Origin of the sequence: Pyrococcus sp. ST04 (assembly GCF_000263735.1) — an archaeon.
In the GTDB taxonomy this organism is placed as follows: domain Archaea; phylum Methanobacteriota_B; class Thermococci; order Thermococcales; family Thermococcaceae; genus Pyrococcus.
On the sequence record NC_017946.1, the window covers coordinates 482,247 to 499,269 of the forward strand.

At 44.6% G+C, this 17,023-nt stretch carries 19 protein-coding genes; 11 read left to right on the top strand and 8 right to left on the bottom strand.

Annotation, left to right across the window (positions count from 1 at the left end; genetic code table 11):
• Positions 1–2: 2 nt before the first annotated feature.
• The 5 genes from PY04_RS02440 to PY04_RS02460 form a co-directional block, all read right to left on the bottom strand.
• A complete protein-coding gene (locus PY04_RS02440) occupies positions 3–728 on the bottom strand; it encodes a sulfite exporter TauE/SafE family protein (RefSeq protein ID WP_048056180.1) in 726 nt (241 codons plus the stop codon).
• A gap of 5 nt (positions 729–733) precedes the next feature.
• Positions 734–1,873, bottom strand: a complete 1,140-nt coding sequence (sat, locus tag PY04_RS02445; protein WP_014733598.1) for a sulfate adenylyltransferase — start codon at positions 1,871–1,873, stop codon at positions 734–736.
• Positions 1,874–1,899: 26 nt separating this feature from the next.
• Positions 1,900–2,121 carry a hypothetical protein gene (locus PY04_RS02450; RefSeq protein ID WP_014733599.1) on the bottom strand — a complete coding sequence of 74 codons (222 nt, stop codon included), beginning with the start codon at positions 2,119–2,121 and terminating at the stop codon, positions 1,900–1,902.
• A gap of 401 nt (positions 2,122–2,522) precedes the next feature.
• Positions 2,523–3,017 carry a nucleotidyl transferase AbiEii/AbiGii toxin family protein gene (locus PY04_RS02455; protein WP_014733600.1) on the bottom strand — a complete coding sequence of 165 codons (495 nt, stop codon included), beginning with the start codon at positions 3,015–3,017 and terminating at the stop codon, positions 2,523–2,525.
• Positions 3,010–3,555, bottom strand: a complete 546-nt coding sequence (locus tag PY04_RS02460) for a type IV toxin-antitoxin system AbiEi family antitoxin (protein ID WP_014733601.1) — start codon at positions 3,553–3,555, stop codon at positions 3,010–3,012. The genes PY04_RS02455 and PY04_RS02460 overlap by 8 nt, the downstream gene beginning before the upstream one ends.
• A gap of 311 nt (positions 3,556–3,866) precedes the next feature.
• On the opposite strand from PY04_RS02460, the gene PY04_RS02465 reads away from it, so the two are divergent.
• The 10 genes from PY04_RS02465 to rfbD all read left to right on the top strand — a co-directional run bounded on the left by PY04_RS02465 (position 3,867) and on the right by rfbD (position 12,802).
• A complete protein-coding gene (locus PY04_RS02465; RefSeq protein ID WP_014733602.1) occupies positions 3,867–4,406 on the top strand; it encodes an ATP-binding protein in 540 nt (179 codons plus the stop codon).
• Positions 4,407–4,435: 29 nt separating this feature from the next.
• Entirely contained in the window at positions 4,436–4,642 is a 207-nt protein-coding gene (locus PY04_RS02470; protein ID WP_014733603.1) for a type II toxin-antitoxin system HicB family antitoxin, read from the top strand.
• Positions 4,643–4,721: 79 nt separating this feature from the next.
• On the top strand, positions 4,722–4,928 hold the full coding sequence (locus PY04_RS09630; RefSeq protein WP_014733604.1) for a hypothetical protein: 207 nt from the start codon (positions 4,722–4,724) through the stop codon (positions 4,926–4,928).
• Positions 4,929–5,234: 306 nt separating this feature from the next.
• On the top strand, positions 5,235–6,335 hold the full coding sequence (locus PY04_RS02475; protein ID WP_014733605.1) for an ATP-binding protein: 1,101 nt from the start codon (positions 5,235–5,237) through the stop codon (positions 6,333–6,335).
• A 38-nt stretch (positions 6,336–6,373) separates the two neighbouring features.
• Complete coding sequence (locus PY04_RS02480) at positions 6,374–7,786, top strand: ATP-binding protein (RefSeq protein WP_014733606.1); 1,413 nt, start codon at positions 6,374–6,376, stop codon at positions 7,784–7,786.
• A gap of 44 nt (positions 7,787–7,830) precedes the next feature.
• The gene (locus PY04_RS02485) at positions 7,831–8,889 is read left to right on the top strand and encodes a glucose-1-phosphate thymidylyltransferase (protein ID WP_014733607.1); all 1,059 of its coding nucleotides are present in this window, start codon (positions 7,831–7,833) and stop codon (positions 8,887–8,889) included.
• A gap of 9 nt (positions 8,890–8,898) precedes the next feature.
• A complete protein-coding gene (gene rfbB / locus PY04_RS02490; protein ID WP_014733608.1) occupies positions 8,899–10,989 on the top strand; it encodes a dTDP-glucose 4,6-dehydratase in 2,091 nt (696 codons plus the stop codon).
• A gap of 52 nt (positions 10,990–11,041) precedes the next feature.
• Positions 11,042–11,599 (top strand): dTDP-4-dehydrorhamnose 3,5-epimerase, encoded by a 558-nt coding sequence (gene rfbC, locus PY04_RS02495; RefSeq protein WP_014733609.1) that lies wholly within the window; start codon positions 11,042–11,044, stop codon positions 11,597–11,599.
• A gap of 44 nt (positions 11,600–11,643) precedes the next feature.
• A complete protein-coding gene (locus tag PY04_RS02500) occupies positions 11,644–11,838 on the top strand; it encodes a hypothetical protein (RefSeq protein WP_048056181.1) in 195 nt (64 codons plus the stop codon).
• A 97-nt stretch (positions 11,839–11,935) separates the two neighbouring features.
• Positions 11,936–12,802 (top strand): dTDP-4-dehydrorhamnose reductase, encoded by an 867-nt coding sequence (gene rfbD / locus PY04_RS02505; RefSeq protein WP_014733610.1) that lies wholly within the window; start codon positions 11,936–11,938, stop codon positions 12,800–12,802.
• Between the two features lie 192 nt (positions 12,803–12,994).
• On the opposite strand, the gene PY04_RS02510 is transcribed toward rfbD, so the two are convergent.
• Genes PY04_RS02510 through PY04_RS02520 form a run of 3 tightly spaced genes read right to left on the bottom strand, consistent with a single transcriptional unit; the run spans position 12,995 to position 16,048 of the window.
• Positions 12,995–13,894, bottom strand: coding sequence for a glycosyltransferase (locus PY04_RS02510; protein WP_014733611.1), 900 nt, complete (start codon positions 13,892–13,894; stop codon positions 12,995–12,997).
• Complete coding sequence (galU, locus tag PY04_RS02515; RefSeq protein WP_048055913.1) at positions 13,887–14,768, bottom strand: UTP--glucose-1-phosphate uridylyltransferase GalU; 882 nt, start codon at positions 14,766–14,768, stop codon at positions 13,887–13,889. Before galU ends, PY04_RS02510 begins: the two co-directional genes overlap by 8 nt.
• Positions 14,765–16,048: a UDP-glucose/GDP-mannose dehydrogenase family protein gene (locus PY04_RS02520; RefSeq protein WP_048056182.1), complete on the bottom strand. Its 1,284-nt coding sequence runs from the start codon at positions 16,046–16,048 to the stop codon at positions 14,765–14,767. Before PY04_RS02520 ends, galU begins: the two co-directional genes overlap by 4 nt.
• Positions 16,049–16,114: 66 nt before the next feature.
• Between PY04_RS02520 and PY04_RS02525 the strand changes: the two genes are divergently transcribed.
• A complete protein-coding gene (locus tag PY04_RS02525) occupies positions 16,115–17,023 on the top strand; it encodes a glycosyltransferase family 2 protein (RefSeq protein WP_048055914.1) in 909 nt (302 codons plus the stop codon).

Sequence of the window (17,023 nt, forward strand, 5' to 3'; positions counted from 1 at the left end):
TTTCAGACCACCACTATTGCAACTCCAAGTACGAGTATTATGAAGTTAATTAACTTCCTCAGCTTCTCCTCATCCACCTTGCTGTTAACCTGAACACCAACGTACACTCCAGGCAGGGAGCCGGCTATTAATGGTCCCACCATTCTCAAATTAACGAATCCCAGGTAGGCATAGTTAAGGAAGCTCAAAGCCGAAAGCATCAAGCCGTAGGCAATTGACACTCCTGCAACGTCTTTTGGACTTAGCCTGGCTAGGTTCACAAGGACGAACGTCACGACTACCCCAGCACCAACTGATGTAAACTGCACGATTAAACCAACAACAAAACCAAGGAAGTATAATTGATAGGGCTTGATCTTTATTTTCGGATAAAGTCTCTCTTTGACGATGTTAAGGAAAGAGCTAGCTATCAAGGTTACTCCTAGAAATAGTGTTAGGTAGTGATTGAGGGTATCTTTGCTGAATGTTTTGAGTATTAGGAACCCTAGGCCCACTGCCGGCAGGCTGCCTAATAAAAGTCCGGCTACAAGGTTCCACTTAATTCTCCCTCTCTTCTGGTAGAGCACCAGACCAAACATCTTGGTTACACTTGCGAATAGAAGATCACTCCCTACAGCAACTAACGGCTCAACTCCCAAAAATATTAAGGAGGGCGTCATTAAGGCCCCGCCGCCTATTCCACTCAGCCCTACCAGAAACCCCACTACAAATCCAAGCAGTGGAAGCATCATTTTCACTCTATGAACGGCTTCTCAAAGCTTCTTATAACCTCGTAAACCTCGGGCCTCATCATGTACTCTGGAGGCTTTTCTCCACTCATTATCATCTTTCTCAGCTTTGTTCCGCTTATTCTTACGTGGAACTCCTCGCTGTGAGGGCATATCTTCTCGTTGACCATGCCGCCACATTTCTTGCAGTAGAATGCTTCTCTTATGAACATTGGGGTTATTCCTAAATCGGGAAATTCATCGAAGAGATCCCAGGCCTCGTAGGGGCCGTAATAGTTTCCTACCCCAGCGTGATCCCTCCCCACTATGAAGTGTGTTGCCCCAAAGTTCTTCCTCATTATGGCGTGGTGTATGGCCTCTCTTGGCCCAGCATACCTCATCTCATACCTCACAGTTGCGAGAACAGTAACGTTTTTCGGATAGTAGTGCTCGAAGAGAACTTCATAAGCCCTTATTATGACTTCATCCTTGTAATCTCCCTTCTTCTTCTTTCCAAGTACTGGATTTATGAAGAGTCCGTCAACAAACGTCAATGCTGCCTTCTGGACATACTCATGGCCGAGATGTGGGACGTTTCTTGTCTGAAATGCAACTATCGTTTTCCAGCCTCTCTCTTTGAAGAGCACTCTGGTTTCAACAGGCCTTAGAGTGTACTTTGCGAACCTGTTGGGAAGCTCATTTAGAAGCTCTATCTCACCCCCAACCAACCACTCACCCATCGAGTACACCTTGGCAACCCCAGGATGGTTGGGATCATCGGTCTTGAAGACCTTTTTTGCAAATTCCTTTTTGTCGTATTTGTAAATCTCCTCCACATGCATTCTGGCTATGGGGAGGTCTTCGTAATACAGAAGAACTGCATCTCCCTCGTCAAATGTTTTCTCCTTAATATCAAGGACTATGGGAATTGTCCACGGAAGGTCATTGCTTAGTCTCATATTGTCAAGAACGCTTTGAAAGTCGTCACTTGTAAGGAATCCCTTAAGGGGGGAATACACACCGTGGGCTATGTTTTCTAGGTCTATGGCTCTTCCATGGTCTATTTGGACTCTAGGATACTCATGCTGTTCGCTAAGGATTCTTTCTCTAGTTCTCTCCGCAACGATTCTCCTAACGAGCTTTCCGCCGTGAGGCTTAGAGACCATAATAAAACCTCCTAAGAAAAGAAAAATCAGTCGAGATAACCAAGGGCCCTCAGCCTTTCCTTTATCTTCTCTTCTTCTTCCTCACTAAAGACTTCTTCTTCCTCTTCCTCCTCAAGGCTTGCCAGCACTTCTCTAAGGACATAGGTTACGTACTCATCAACACTTTCAAATCCTGTCTCCTCAACTCTTTCCTTTATCCTATCGTATAAGCTCTTCGGAATTTTGACTTCAACGTATTCTTCCGGCATCTTAACCACCACCGAGTCTCTTCTATTATTAAGCCCTTTTAATGGTTTATCCCAACATCAAACTTACCTTTAGCATCCTTAATCTAATAAACCAAATTGCAATGAGATGTCTTTCTATGTTTCTCCTAGATTATATACCATTCTGAGAAGAACAGTATAAAAATGATCCTGCCATTCTTTTCCTTAAAGAAGGTCCTTTACCCTAAAGCGTAGCCCTACATCTTCGCAACTTATATTATATTGAAAGGTTTATCGCTGATACTAAAGCCGAGGTAACACCAACATCAGAGGGAGGGTAAAGCCTTGCCGCAATGTTCAAAAAGATGGAAAACGTTTTCCTCAATTATCACTAACTCTCGAAGGCCCTTTTTGCCTAAAACACCGTTATTTAAAAAGTTCTTCTATTCTGAAGCGCAGGCTTTCAACGAGCTCTTCCCAGTTCGGACGTAGTGTCTTGGGAATAAAGTGGTTGGTTGACTTAACCTGTTAATCAATTCGCCCCCAAAATCTTCCTTGATATGGTAAAACTTTGTGGTAAGCTCCAAAGCTTTCAGGAATTTGTCCGTCTTAAACTCCACGTTAAGAGCATGAAAAGCATCATAGATGTCCTTGCCCTCCATGCGGTTGTATAAAGCAACAATCTTCTTTGCAAGTAGATCCTCTAAAGAATAAACCTTGAACATCGTAGGGTAGCTATCTATATCCTCCGAGAATCTCGCCGCTCCAATCTTAGCTAAATAAACTCTGTTGAGGGCTGTTCCTCCTTTTAGAATTGACTTCTCACCAAAAATCTCCCACAGCTGGCTTAGGAGGAGCGAAATCTTTTCCTCCTTATCAACATAATTTAAGCCCAACACTGTCTTGGTAGCTATGTATCTGAGTATCCTCTCATCCATACGCCCACCCCAAAATCCTTTCCTTCCCGAAGTTGTCAATTAGCTTCCACTCCCTGATGCCTCTCCCTCTGGAGGGAAGCGTTGGAACCAACTTGGTCCATGTTTTAACCCTGCTCCTCAAGTACTCAATGACATCCTCCGGAACATTAACACCGAGATTTTTCACAAGCTCCAAGATGTAGCCCGTCCTTTGGCAGAGAGAATCACTAGCAAAGCGTTTAAAGTAGCTCAAGAACTCGTCCCAGTCTATTTTCTCAGCCTCGTAAAGTGCTTTTGTTACCTTGGAGTAGCTCCCACAGTACCCTGGTTTGTAAAAGCAGTCAAAGAAAGTTTTGGCTAGGGTAGATGTGTAGATTCCATTCTTGAGGGTCATTCCCGTTGCTTTTTCACCTAGGGCAACAGCTTTTATGGTGTACTCTCCAATTTCTTTTTCACCCGACTTTCTTGGAGTGGCCACGAATATCGTAAACGGTTCATACTCAATAAGGCCATAGAGCCTCAGCGCCGAGGAGAATGCAATATAGCCTGGGAATAACACTAGTGCTATTTGATACGGATTTTTTATTAGAGGTTTTTCCCGGCTCCTCGTTTACTTTTCTTTTGAAAGCCTCGCCCTTTAGGGCGGGGAGGAGGTCAGCACAATGCATATAAGTATCGATACCGATACTAAGTATCGGGGGCGATACCTTGTTCTTCGATCCAAGGCCCAAAGAGAAAAGAGAGGATCTGTTTGGCAGAGAAAAGGAACTAACCGGGCTTATTACATCAATAATAAATATCCAATAACCTTACTCCTTGGAATAAGGAGAACGGGAAAAGGTTCTTTTTTCTGGTTCTGAGGTAGGTTTATTGCATGACTTCCTAGGATTTGAAGACTCTAAGGCTCCCCTCTTTGGTAGGATATACAATGAGATAATCCTGGAGCCCTTTCCCAGGGATCTCTCCATTGAGTTTTTAAGGGAAGGCTTCAGGGAAGTTGGCCTTAATGTTCCCCAAGAGCATATAGAGAGGGCCGTCGATGAGCTTGACGGCATTCCCGGGTGGTTAGTTGAGTATGGTTACCACTATATGCACGCGAGAAACCATAAGAAAGCCCTAGAGAAAACACTTCAAAACGCACTTTCTCTGATAAGATCGGAGCTCTCTGAGCTCGAGAGGAGGAGTGAGAGGTACGTAACACTCTTAAAGGCAATCTCCCTGGGAATTAACAGGTGGTCCAAGATAAAGGAGTACGTTGAGGTTAAGCATGGTTCAATAACTAATGCTAGACTCTCAGCTCTACTCAGGAACCTTGAGAAGGTGAGCTGGATAAGATCAGATCTCGAAAATGGGAAGAAGGTGTATAAAATAGTTGATCCGGTAGTTGAGAGAATTATTAAAAGTTTATGAGAAGGTGGAGGTAATTGTAGGGTGGTACTATGAAGTTCAAAGTCATCTTGGAGCCTCAGCCAGAAGGAGGGTACGTGGCCTACGTCCCAGCACTCCCAGGGTGCGTAAGCCAAGGAGAAACCGAGGAGGAAGCACTTGAAAATATAAAAGAGGCAATAGAACTTTACCTTGAAGTTCTGGAAGAGAGGAGAAGGAGAAATACTGTGGGAAACTTTTTCACTTCCTCCTCACCTTGAAGAACTGTTTCTACTTCTAACAAATTGATCAAAATGTTTATACATTATGCAATACGATAACGTATTCAGGTATCGTATAATGGAGGTTGTCAGCTTTGGGATTCCTTATGACCTCAAGAAGAAGATGAAAGAGGTTGATATCAACTGGAACGAGGAAGTCAGAAAATTAATTGGAGCTAAAGTTAGAGAGTACAGAAGAAAGAAAGCGTTGGGGAGATTGATGCAATGCTTGCGAACTCCTCTTCCTAATTCCATTCCACACGGAAAGGGCTTCCAGAGTTATTAAGCGGAAATAGATGCCCCTCGATCAAACTCAACTGCTTGCAGGTGATAGGGAGTCCTCTCTGAAATGGTTATGAACCGGGCCAATATCTCGAGAACAATCCCCTTGTGGTTCTCACTCTCTTTCCTGGTGCCTACTATAATTTTCACGTAAGTTCCTGGAAAATGCAGGAATATGCCTTGGTCTGTTATGTGTGAAAACATGCGCGTGCAAGAAAAATTCGTTGTATGATGAATAATGTTAGGTGGTAATAGGTGTTGCATAAGTCTTAAGTTATGGTACCGTTACTTAGTAACGGGGGCGTTACTAATGCTGTTTGATCCACGACCCAAAAATAGCAGGAAAGACCTGTTTGACAGAGAAGAAGAACTAGAAGAGCTAAAGAAAGCAGTTAGGAGGTATCCCATTGTTCTCCTTCTGGGAATAAGGAGGGTTGGAAAGTCATCCCTGCTGAAGGTAGCGCTGAACGAGCTCGAAAATGGAATCTACATCGATGTTAGAGAGCTCTACTTCTCCTCCGGCGGATGGATAACGGTAGATTCGCTGACCAACGCACTTGAAAGAGCACTAAACTCTTTGAAGCCAAGCTTCAGAAGGAAAATTACGGAAGCTTTGAGAAGCGTTAAAGGAGTTACCGTTGCCGGAGTAACATTGAAGTTCGAGAGCAGAGTTTCGCTTCCCGACGTTTTGAATGCCCTGAACGATGTGGGAGTGATTATGGCCTTTGATGAGGCCCAATACTTGAGATACTATGGAGCGAGAGGAGGCAAGGAATTCCTAGCTATGGTGGCCTATGCCTACGACAACCTCGAGAACATGAGGTTCGTGTTCTCCGGCTCCGAGGTTGGATCACTGCACGATTTCTTGGGCACGGCGAATTATGACTCCCCGCTATATGGCAGGGTTTATGGGGAGATAACAGTCAAGCCCTTTTCAAGGGAACTGTCCAGGGAGTTTTTTAGGAGGGGATTCGAGGAGGCGGGAATGAAAGTGGAGGAGAAGCTAATCGAGAGGACTGTGGAACTCCTGGATGGCATTCCCGGCTGGCTCGTGGAGTTCGGTTACAACTACATAGAAACGAGGGACTTTGACAGGGCGATGGAGAGTGTAATTCTCAAGGCTGAGAAGTTTATGGAGGGTGAACTGAGAGAGCTCGCCAGGAGGAGTGAGAGGTACATACTAATATTAAAGGCTATAGCAATGGGTTTTGACAGGTGGGAGCTGATTAAGGATTACCTAGAAGCGCGGAGCGGTAAGATACCCAATCCAAGATTGGCTAACCTCCTCAGAAACCTGGAAAAGATGAGCTGGATAAGGAAAGTCTATCGTGACGGTACAAAAAGGTACGAGATCGTTGATCCGGTAGTGGCAAGGATATTGAGGAAGTTCTCACGACAGGCGGGTTTATGAGCAATAAACCTTATAAGCAACTATTCCTGCTTTAGAGTATGATACTCATGAGTAGGTTTATTGACAGGGAGGAGGAGCTTGAGTTCCTTAGGAGGAAGTGGAGTTCTGAAAAGCCCGAGCTTGTAATCATTTACGGCAGGAGGAGAATTGGAAAGACGTACCTTTTACAAAAATTTTTATCTGAGGTAGGTGGCCTCTATCTGCTGGCGGAGGAGAGTGAAACGGTTTTGGAAGATTTCTCGGAGAGGCTTGCCGAGCACTTCAATGATCGCCTCCTCAGAGAAAATCCGCTGAGAAGCTGGGGAGCTTTCTTCACGTATCTCGCCGAAAAGAGTTCAGAGAGGCTGGTAGTGGTGATAGATGAGGTTCAGTACATAGCGAAATCGCAGAAGGATTTCCTCAGCACGTTGCAGAAATACTGGGATCTGTATCTCTCAAAGACGAAGATCATGCTAATCCTTTGTGGCTCCTTAGTTTCATTCATGGAAGGAGTACTCTCGGCGAAGTCTCCCATATATGGGAGGAGAACGGGAGTCTGGAAGGTTGAGGAGATGGACTTTTTCAACGCTTGGAAATTCCACGATGTTGATGCCGAAACCGCAGTGCTCATATACTCCGTCTTCGGTGGAGTTCCCCAGTATTTGGCCGATTACAACCCAGAACTTAGCTTTTGGAACAATCTCAGGGAATTATTACTATCAAAGGGGGCGAAATACTATGATGAGCCGAAATTCCTTCTCAAACAAGAACTGAGGGATGTTTCTAGGTACTTCTCAATCCTCAGGGCAATAGCTTTGGGTTATACCCGCTTTGGCCAGATCGCAGACAAGGCCAAAATCGATACGAAATCCCTCGCAAAATACCTACACGTATTGGGCGAAATGGGCTACATAACTGAAGAAAATCCTGTAATTGGAAAGGGGAAAACCCTCTACAAAATCAACGACAACCTCTTTGCCTTCTGGTTCCGCTTCGTTTATCCGCGAAAGAGTGAGATCGAGATGGGTCTCGACGTCATTGAAGACATAAAAGCGGAATTTAACGACTACCTCGGTAAGGCATTTGAAGAGATTGCCAAACAATTTTTGGTGAGGCTGAACTTGACTGGAAGTCTTCCCTTTAAGTTTACAAGAATTGGAAGGTGGTGGCATAAAGGGGAAGAGATTGATGTAGTGGCGATAAACGAGCGCGAAAGGAAGATTATGCTTGTTGAAGTTAAGTGGAAGGAGCTCAGCAAAAAAGATGCAAAGAATATCTTAAGAGAGCTGAAAAGGAAGGCTAAGCTTATTAAATTGGAAGACTGGGAGGAGCATTATGGTATTATTGCAAAGAAAATCATAGAAAAAGAGGAGCTAAGGGAAGGTGGCCTCCTTGTTTGGGATCTTAAGGATTTTGAAGAACTGCGAGGTCAAGATAATGTTCCTAAGGAAAGCCGAAATCCCACTTCATAAACCTTAAGTCCTTGATTAAAAATAATGTATCTTGGGTGGAATGCATGAAAGCTTTAATACTCTCTGGCGGCCACGGCACTAGGTTAAGGCCCCTGACGTACTCCCAGCAGAAGCAACTTATTCCAGTAGCAAACAAGCCTGTCCTGTTTTATGCTATAGAAGATGTCATTGAGGCAGGCATAAGAGAGATAGGTATCATCGTTGGGCCAAATGCTGAACTCGTGAAGAAAACAGTCCTAAGTGTTGACTGGGATGCCGAGATAGAGTTCATCTACCAAGGAGAGCCCAAAGGTTTGGCACATGCCATACTCGTTGCAAGGGATTACCTTGGCGATGATGACTTCGTGATGTATCTGGGGGACAACATATTAAGAGAGGGGATAGTCCGGCATAAAGAAAAGTTCGAGAAAAGTGACTATGATGCCAGCATTCTTCTCTGTGAAGTTCCTAACCCACAGCAGTTTGGAGTAGCTGAGCTTAGTGAAGATGGGAAAACAATAAAGAGGCTTGTTGAGAAGCCAAAGCATCCGCCGAGTAATCTGGCCTTAGTGGGTATATACTTCTTCAGACCGATAATCCATGAAGCCGTGAGGCACATAAAACCCTCATGGAGGAACGAGCTTGAGATAACAGACGCGATCCAGTGGCTGATAGACAACGGTTACAAAGTGGGATGGACAAAGGTTACGGGGTGGTGGAAGGATACTGGGAAACCAGAAGACCTGCTTGAAGCTAATAGGCTTGTCTTGGATGAAATTGAAAGGGATGTGAAGATAGACACGAAGGCTAAGATAATTGGAAGGGTTAAGATTGAGGAGGGAGCTCAAATAGATGAGAACACCGTCATAAAGGGGCCCGCAATAATAGGGAAGAACGCCGTGATAAGGAACGCCTACATCGGCCCCTACACGAGTGTAGGAAACAACGTGGTCATAGAAGATACTGAAATTGAAGACTCGATAATCATGGATGGGAGCGTTATAATAGGGGCTGGAAGGATAATAGAAAGCATCATAGGTAGGGATGTGAGGATAGTAAGGAGTGATGGACACCCTTCGGGCAGAAGGCTAATAGTGGGCGACAAATCCCAGCTCATCTTGTGAGGTGAAAACATGCGTGTTTTGGTAACGGGTGGGATGGGGTTCATAGGGAGCAACTTCATACGATATATACTCAAGAAGCACAAGGACTGGGAGGTAGTAAATGTTGACAACCTAAGCTACGGGTCAAACCCAACAAATTTAAAGGACATTGAAAGAGATCCACGCTATACTTTTATTAAAGGCGACATAGCTGACTTTGAGCTTGTTAAGGGGCTTGTGAAGAAGGTAGACGCTGTAGTTAACTTTGCGGCGGAAAGCGTTGCAGAAAATGAACTTGTAGCGGTTTACAGAAATGGCAGAATCAGCCTCGTAACGTTTGGTGAATTGTTTAACCAGCTAAGTAAAACCAATAAGGTAATAAGAGACGGGAAGCATGAAATAATTGACGTTTCGGGCAGGAACATAAAAGTGCTATCCTTTTATAATGGGTATGGGGCATGGTTTCCACTAAAAAAAGTCATTCGACATTATTATAAAGGAAAACTCTTATGTTTGCGTCAAAAATGGGGAGAAATTTGTGTGACCCCAAATCACTCCGTATACGATGTTTTTGGAAACCTCGTTAGTGCAGATTCAAACCCAGAGCTTTTGGCAATTAGAAGAATAAACTATTATCCCCATGAACATAAGTTCAGGAACACTGCTAAGGTTCGTGCTGAGGGAAATGGTCACTTAAGGGTAGTCCTCGACAAGGTTTATACTGAAGAGAAGCTAGAAGCACTTCTAAGACTGCTCGCAGCGTATATTTCAGAGGGTAATGCCACTTATAACAAAGCAAACGGCTCTTATACTGTAGTTATAAGTAGCGGTAATAAAGAGTGGTTAGAGAGACTCGCGAAGGATTACAAATTGATTTCAAATGGCTCATATTCAATTACAAAACGAAAAAACGGGGTCTATCAGCTGGAATTAAACAGTAAAGAGTTTCATCAAATGTGTGTAAAACTCTGCGGCAAAAATGCTTCAGAAAAAAGGCTTCCAGATTTTGTATATGGGTTGGACAGGAAATATCAGGAGTTATTCTGGAAAACGCTATTAGAAGGAGATGGAACGTATAGGCAGTGGGAAAGGAATAAAACTGCTGAGTACACAACGGTCTCAAGAAGATTGGCGGCTGGACTAGGCTTGCTTCTAGCAGTTATGGGCATTGATTACACTTATTACATAAGTAAGCCGAGAAACGGTAACCACACCTCATATACCATTAGAACAAGGCTATTTTACAACGTCTCTACTGGAAAAAGGGAGATAATTGAAATCGAGTATGAGGGTTATGTCTATGACTTAGAAGTCGAAAAATCCCACAACTTTATAGCGGGCGTTGGGAATATAGTAGCCCATAATACTCACGTTGATAGGAGTATCTCAAATCCATATCTATTCGTTAAGAGCAACATTCTTGGTGTTTACACGCTTTTAGAAGCAATTAGAAAGGAGAATCCTGAGGTTAGGTTCGTCCACATAAGCACCGACGAGGTTTATGGAGACATACTCAAGGGCTCCTTCACGGAGGAGGACAGGCTTATGCCTTCCTCGCCTTACTCTGCCACCAAAGCGGCGGGTGATATGCTTGTACTCGGCTGGGCCAGAACCTACGGCTTGAATGCCTCCATAACGCGGTGCACCAATAACTACGGCCCCTACCAGTTCCCTGAGAAGCTCATACCCAAGACTATCATCAGGGCGAAGCTCGGTTTAAAGGTTCCCATATATGGAAGCGGGCAGAACGTTAGGGACTGGCTTTACGTCGAGGATCACGTGCGGGCGGTTGAGGCGGTTCTGCTAAGGGGGGAGGCAAGGGAAGTTTACAACATCTCAGCAGGGGAAGAAAGGACGAACCTTGATGTTGTTAGGACGATATTAAGGATTATGGACAAGGATGAGTCTCTTATAGAGTTCGTTGAGGACAGGCCGGGCCATGACTTACGCTATTCACTCGATTCTTGGAAGATCATGAGAGAGCTCAAGTGGAGACCCAAGTACCGGTTCGAGGAAGGCATTAAGAAGACCGTCGAATGGTACCTTGAAAACGAGTGGTGGTGGAGGCCATTGGTAGACGAAAAAGTCCTCCACCCAACTCCATGGAAGCTGGAGTGGTAGCTGACTTCCCTGGCTTGGAGAACGAGACAAGTCCGTAAATGAGGTGATCGAAATGCCCTTCGAGTTCATTCCTCTTGAAATACCGGGTGTCATCCTAATAAAGCCTAAGGTTTTCGAAGATGAGAGAGGCTTTTTTATGGAGACATACAAGAGGTCGGACTTTGAGAAGGCCGGCATTAAGGGGGAATTTGTCCAGGATAACCACTCCCGCTCGAAATACGGTGTCCTCAGGGGCCTGCACTTCCAGAGGGAGCCCTACGCACAGGCCAAGATAGTGAGGGTTGTGAGGGGGGTCATCTTCGATGTGGCCGTGGATCTCAGGCGGAACTCTCCTACCTTTGGGAAGTGGGTTGGTGTGATACTCTCGGAGTTCAACAAATGGCAATTGTACATTCCGAGAGGTTTTGCACACGGCTTCGTTGTCCTTAGCGACGTCGCTGAAGTAGTGTACAAGGTTGACAGCGTCTATGCGCCCGATCACGAGGCAGGTATAATCTGGAACGATCCAGATATAGGGATAAAATGGCCGATAGACAATCCAGTACTCTCAGAGAAAGACAAGAAATGGCCAACCCTCAAAGAGGCCATCAAGAAGGGGTGGGTGTTCTAGTCTTTACTAAAACATTTTATATTGCCATTGGCAAACACATATTGATGGTGGGGAATACGGGAAAAATTTCCATCGAGCTTAATATTCCTGACGAGATACTGAAGACAATTAACATTAAGAGAGTAAAACGAATCTTTGAGAGAGAAATTGTTATAGAGTATAGCGTTCAGAAACTTCACGGGAAGTTCAAGGGCATAAATCTCAAAGAAATACTCAGAGAGGTTGGAAAGGATAGCTGATTTAACGATCTTTTTCGTTTGATAGTGATTTTGTTGAGGAGAAGGGAATACACCTCCTAAATTCTCCCGAAGAGGGAACCAATGTAGGTGATGTCCCGTGAAGGTTGCTGTTATCGGCGCCACTGGCCAGCTGGGGAGCGACATAGTTGAGGTATTCTCTAAGGATCTGACCTTTGAAGTCATCCCATTATCTCATAGAGACGTAGATGTAACAGTATTAGAGAGCCTCAAGGTGCTCGAAAGGATCAAGCCGGATGTAGTAATAAATACCGCCGCTTATGTTAGGGTTGATGATGCAGAACTTCATCCCGAGGAGGCCTTCCGCGTCAATGCGATTGGAGCTTTAAACGTTGCAAAAATAGCGGAGAAAATTAACGCTATAAACGTCTACATAAGCACGGACTATGTTTTTGACGGTGAGAAGGGGAAGCCTTATACTGAAGACGACATCCCAAATCCAATAAACGTCTATGGGGTGAGTAAGTACGTTGGCGAAATTTTCACGCGGAACTATTCAAGTAGGCACTACATAATAAGGGTGGCCAGTCTCTACGGAAAAAAGGGAGCAAGAGGCAAAGGTGGGAACTTCGTTGAGTGGGTAATAGAGAGGGCAAAGAAGGAGGAAAAGCTCAGGGTAGTAAGTGACCAGTTCATGAGCCCAACTTATACGAAAGATGTTGCAGCAGGTTTGGCCAAGTTTCTCAAAATCATGCCCGAATATGGAGTTTATCATATGACCAACGATGGCTTCTGCTCGTGGTATGAGTTCACAAGGGCTATCTTTGAAATCCTTGGCTGGGACGTTGAGGTAGAACCCATAAGCTCCACAGAACTGAATAGACTGGCAAAAAGGCCGAAGTTCTCGGCGCTGAGCGTTAAAAAGCTCGGGAACATTGGTATTAAGATGAGGCACTGGAAAGAAGCCCTCAAGGACTACCTTGCTGAGAAAAAATATATATCATAGAAGCATTAAGTCGCCTTTTAAGGCGGATCAGTGTTTGGAAACCCTTTCCTACCTCTACAGGGAACCATTATGAGCCCAAAAAATTTATGCAGTTTAGTACACATTTTCTGGTTTATGCTTCCATTCACTCAAAGCCGAAAGCATCATTTTGACATACAGAAGTTTGAGTCATTAACCTTAGAGAGACTCACTCTAGGTGTGTTTGAGTATCTTTCTAACGTACTCCATCGATCGAGAGTCAAGAGCGAGCTCCAGGAGCTTACGGTAATTCTCGAGGTTTAGTGGGGCTATTGCGACCGATTTGGCCAAATATTTTAGTCCCTTTTTGGGGTTTCCTCCTAATATAAGAATCAAACCTATCTGGCTGAGATGAATGCTAAGCACTTTTGGATTCTTGTATATATCCAAGTGCTTCCTTATGAAGCGCTCCCTACCCGGAATGTACTTTCTTATGTTGAAGGTTATCTGCCTTCCGTGGACGTAGTACTTGGCAACGATCTCGGGCACGTAGTCAAACTCGTAGTACTTAGATATCCTTAACCACATGTCCCAGTCCTGGGAGCTCTTGAGCTTTGGGTCAAAGAGCCCAACCTTTTTGAAGCACTCCCTCTTTATTAGAAGTGTTGGACTTCCAACAAAATTTTCTTTGAGGAGATGTCCGTATACATACCCTCGATGCTTAGGCAAGCGTCTTCCTATTATTTTTCCTGTGTCTTGAGAAACATAGTAGAAACCCCCGTATATTACGCCTACGTTCTTATCAACTTCTTCCATCCTCTTAACTTGGAGTTCCAACCTTCTAGGTAACCACTCATCATCATCGTCTAGTAATGCAATGTATTTACCCCTTGCTCTCTTTATTCCAGTGTTTCTTGCAACAGGTCCTCCTGAGTTTCTTTCCAGTCTGATATACCTTATTCTACTGTCCTTTATCTTCTCAACAACTTTAGGTGTATCGTCGATGGAAGCATCATCCACAACTATTAGTTCGAAATCCTCAAAAGTTTGGTTGAGCACACTACGAATGGCTCTTACCAACATATGGGCTCTATTGTGAGTGGGTATTATTACAGATACTGTTGGCCTACTCATTTTTGCTCTCTCCTAATGTTAGTCTTTTTAAGTACTCCAGAATAGGTTTACGAACGTCCCCCCTCAACAAACCTAGCTCAACGTTGGCTATTATGAATCCCACTTTATCGCCAACATCGTACCTCTTTCCTTCAATTCTCTTCGCAAGAAGATCCCTATCTTTCAGTAAGAGCCTGAGGGCATCTGTGAGCTGTATCTCCCCGTCTTTTCCTGGAGGTGTTTCTCTCAATGCATCAAAGATGTCTGGAGGCAGGATATACCTTCCGATTATTGCGATGTTGCTGGGGGCTTCCTCGGGGAGAGGCTTCTCTACGAGATCCTCCACCTTGTAGAGGTATTTTCCGATTTCCTTACCCTTTACTATCCCGTACCTGCTTACCCTCTCCCACGGGATCTTCTCAACGCCTATAACGGGGGCGTTCTTCTCCTCCGCAACTTCCATGAGTTGTCCTATGGCCGGCTTCTCGGCTATTATGATGTCATCGCCAAGTAGCACGGCGAACGGCTCTCCGTTAACGTGCTTCTCCGCGTGTAATATCGCATCTCCTAACCCCAGCGGCCTCTTCTGCCTCACGTAGTATATGTCCACCATCTCAGCAATCTCCTCCACCTGCCTTAGCTCCCTAAGCTTCCCCCGCTCCCTTAGGTAATACTCCAGCTCGAAGCTCCTGTCGAAGTAGTCCTCAATCGCCCTCTTGCCTTTCCCAGTGATTATCAAGATATCGTCTATTCCAACCCTTATGGCCTCCTCTACCACGTAATGGATTACGGGCCTATCTACGATGGGAAGCATCTCCTTGGGCATCGACTTCGTTATGGGAAGCATCCTGGTTCCTAGGCCGGCCGCGGGGATCACCGCCTTCTTTATCTTCACCAGCACACCCCCTCGTACACCTTCGCGGTCTTTTCGGCGGCCCTCACTCTTCTTCCATCAATGACGATCTTTCCGGAGTAGTCGAGCCCCTCGAACTCCGGCCATTCCGTCAGTATGAGTATTACGTCAGTAACTTCAAGCACCTCCCTAGCGGAGCCCGCATACTTTATCTTCGTCCCGACGTCGGGATACATGTGCTTGAAGTTCTCCATGGCCTTGGGATCGTAGGCGATCACGATAGCCCCTTCCTCGAGGAGCCTCCTAATTATGGGATATGCCCTCGTCTCCCTGACGTCGTCGGTGTTGGGTTTGAAGGCCAGACCCAGCACTCCGATGGTCCTTCCCTTTAGCTCGGAAACGTGCTTTTTCAGTAGCTCGATGAGCCTGAACGGTTGCTTCTCGTTGACCTTTAGAACGGCCTCCAGAATCAGCGGTTCTTCCCCGATTTCCCTGGCCTTGCTAATTAGAGCTCTGATGTCCTTTGGAAAACACGAGCCCCCGAAGCCGATGCCGGAGCGGAAGAAATGAGGACTAATCCTGTGGTCTAGGCCGACACCCTCGAAGACTTTCCAAGAATCTATGCCAAGCTTCTTGCAGATGTTTCCTATCTCGTTCGCGAAGCTTATCTTGGTGGCTAGGAACGCGTTCGAAGCATATTTAATCATCTCTGCGGTTTTGATGTCCACTACGAGCTTGGGCGCGTCTATCGGGGCGTAGAGCTCTTCAAGGACCTTTCTTGTCCTTTCGTCCTGAACTCCGATGACTATCCTATCCGGGTTCAGAAAATCCCTTAGGGCCACGCCTTCCCTCAGGAATTCAGGATTCATGGCGAGACCAAAATCCCTGAAGGCCCTTTTGCCCGAGTGTTTCTCCAGGATGGGCCTTACAATTCCCTCCGTCGTTCCGGGTAAGACGGTGCTCTTGACGACTACGACGTGATACTCGTCCTTCTTCTTTAGGACTTTGCCGATGTTTTCAGCGGCACTTTTCACGTACTTAAGATCGATTGAGCCATCTTCGAGAGAGGGGGTTCCAACACAGATGAAAGTAACGTCAGAGTTCAAGATGGCCTCTTCATAATCTCTCGTGGCATAATACCTGCCTCTGAGCTCGTCCATGAGCTCTTCAAGACCTTCTTCATAGATTGGAGGGATTCCTTGGTTGATCAGCTCAATTTTTCTTTCATCGACGTCAACGAATGTGACCTCATTCCCAAGCTTTGCGAATCCTATACCCGTGACAAGGCCTACATAACCGGAACCTATAATTGAGATATTCACCATTTTTCACCGATATATATTTAAGTGGATCCCCCACTTATAAAATCCACGGGTGTAAGATAAAATATGAGGAGTATGAAAACTAAGAGATATATTTTAGTAACCCCTGCAAAAAATGAAGAAAAAACGCTACCTTTACTTGCTAAAAGTGTTATTAATCAAAGCATTAAGCCAAGTTTATGGGTTATTGTGAATGATAATAGTGTTGACAAAACTGAAAAGATTATTAGAGACTTATCTAAAAAACACAGTTGGATTATAGGGTATGAGCTCAAGGATGGAGTTTTTGATTATGATCCCACATATAGGTATTCTATTGTCGTTAGAGAAGGATTTAGGGTAGTCAGGAAAATTGCACATGAAATGGGAATACCCTATGGGTTCATTGGACTTGTAGATGCTGACTTTATTTTAGAACGTAAATTTTTTGAAAAAATCCTAAAGGAATTTAAAAATGACCCACAATTGGGGATCGCTAGTGGAGGGGTTTATATATTAACTGAAAAAAAAAAATTAGTTTGGGAACGTACTAACCCTCAATTTGCCAGAGGGAGTCCTCGTGTTTTTAGAAGAGAGTGCTTCAACGATATTGGAGGATACAAACAATTTTATGCCCCTGATGTTTTTTCAAATTATATGGCCAGAATAAAAGGATGGAAGGTAAAACAAATTGTTAATGCCATTGCAGTTCAAATGAGACCAACACAAGAAAGGTATGGATATTATAAGTCCTCTATAAAACGAGGATATGTTAACTATTATTTGGGAACACCAGTGCTATCAGTTTTTGCGTGGATTATGTATATGGCAATAATTGATAGTCCAATAAAAGCTTCTGGGTTTCTCAAGGGATATTTGGAGAAATTAGAGAAGAAAGAGAGGAGAGTTGATAATAAATGGATCGTCGAATTCGTAGAACATGATATGAACTTAAAAAATAATCTTATTAAAGTGCTTCTAATGAGGGGAGTGTGA

Excerpts from the sequence above, each read along its gene's own strand:
- PY04_RS02440 (WP_048056180.1), bottom strand. The coding sequence starts at position 728 with ATGCTTCCACTGCTTGGATTTGTAGTGGGGTTTCTGGTAGGGCTGAGT.
- rfbB (WP_014733608.1), top strand. The coding sequence starts at position 8,899 with ATGCGTGTTTTGGTAACGGGTGGGATGGGGTTCATAGGGAGCAACTTC.
- PY04_RS02450 (WP_014733599.1), bottom strand. The coding sequence starts at position 2,121 with ATGCCGGAAGAATACGTTGAAGTCAAAATTCCGAAGAGCTTATACGAT.
- PY04_RS02480 (WP_014733606.1), top strand. The coding sequence starts at position 6,374 with ATGATACTCATGAGTAGGTTTATTGACAGGGAGGAGGAGCTTGAGTTC.
- PY04_RS02525 (WP_048055914.1), top strand. The coding sequence starts at position 16,115 with ATGAGGAGTATGAAAACTAAGAGATATATTTTAGTAACCCCTGCAAAA.
- PY04_RS09630 (WP_014733604.1), top strand. The coding sequence starts at position 4,722 with ATGGAGGTTGTCAGCTTTGGGATTCCTTATGACCTCAAGAAGAAGATG.
- PY04_RS02500 (WP_048056181.1), top strand. The coding sequence starts at position 11,644 with ATGGTGGGGAATACGGGAAAAATTTCCATCGAGCTTAATATTCCTGAC.
- PY04_RS02455 (WP_014733600.1), bottom strand. The coding sequence starts at position 3,017 with ATGGATGAGAGGATACTCAGATACATAGCTACCAAGACAGTGTTGGGC.
- rfbC (WP_014733609.1), top strand. The coding sequence starts at position 11,042 with ATGCCCTTCGAGTTCATTCCTCTTGAAATACCGGGTGTCATCCTAATA.
- sat (WP_014733598.1), bottom strand. The coding sequence starts at position 1,873 with ATGGTCTCTAAGCCTCACGGCGGAAAGCTCGTTAGGAGAATCGTTGCG.
- PY04_RS02485 (WP_014733607.1), top strand. The coding sequence starts at position 7,831 with ATGAAAGCTTTAATACTCTCTGGCGGCCACGGCACTAGGTTAAGGCCC.
- PY04_RS02475 (WP_014733605.1), top strand. The coding sequence starts at position 5,235 with ATGCTGTTTGATCCACGACCCAAAAATAGCAGGAAAGACCTGTTTGAC.
- PY04_RS02510 (WP_014733611.1), bottom strand. The coding sequence starts at position 13,894 with ATGAGTAGGCCAACAGTATCTGTAATAATACCCACTCACAATAGAGCC.
- PY04_RS02470 (WP_014733603.1), top strand. The coding sequence starts at position 4,436 with ATGAAGTTCAAAGTCATCTTGGAGCCTCAGCCAGAAGGAGGGTACGTG.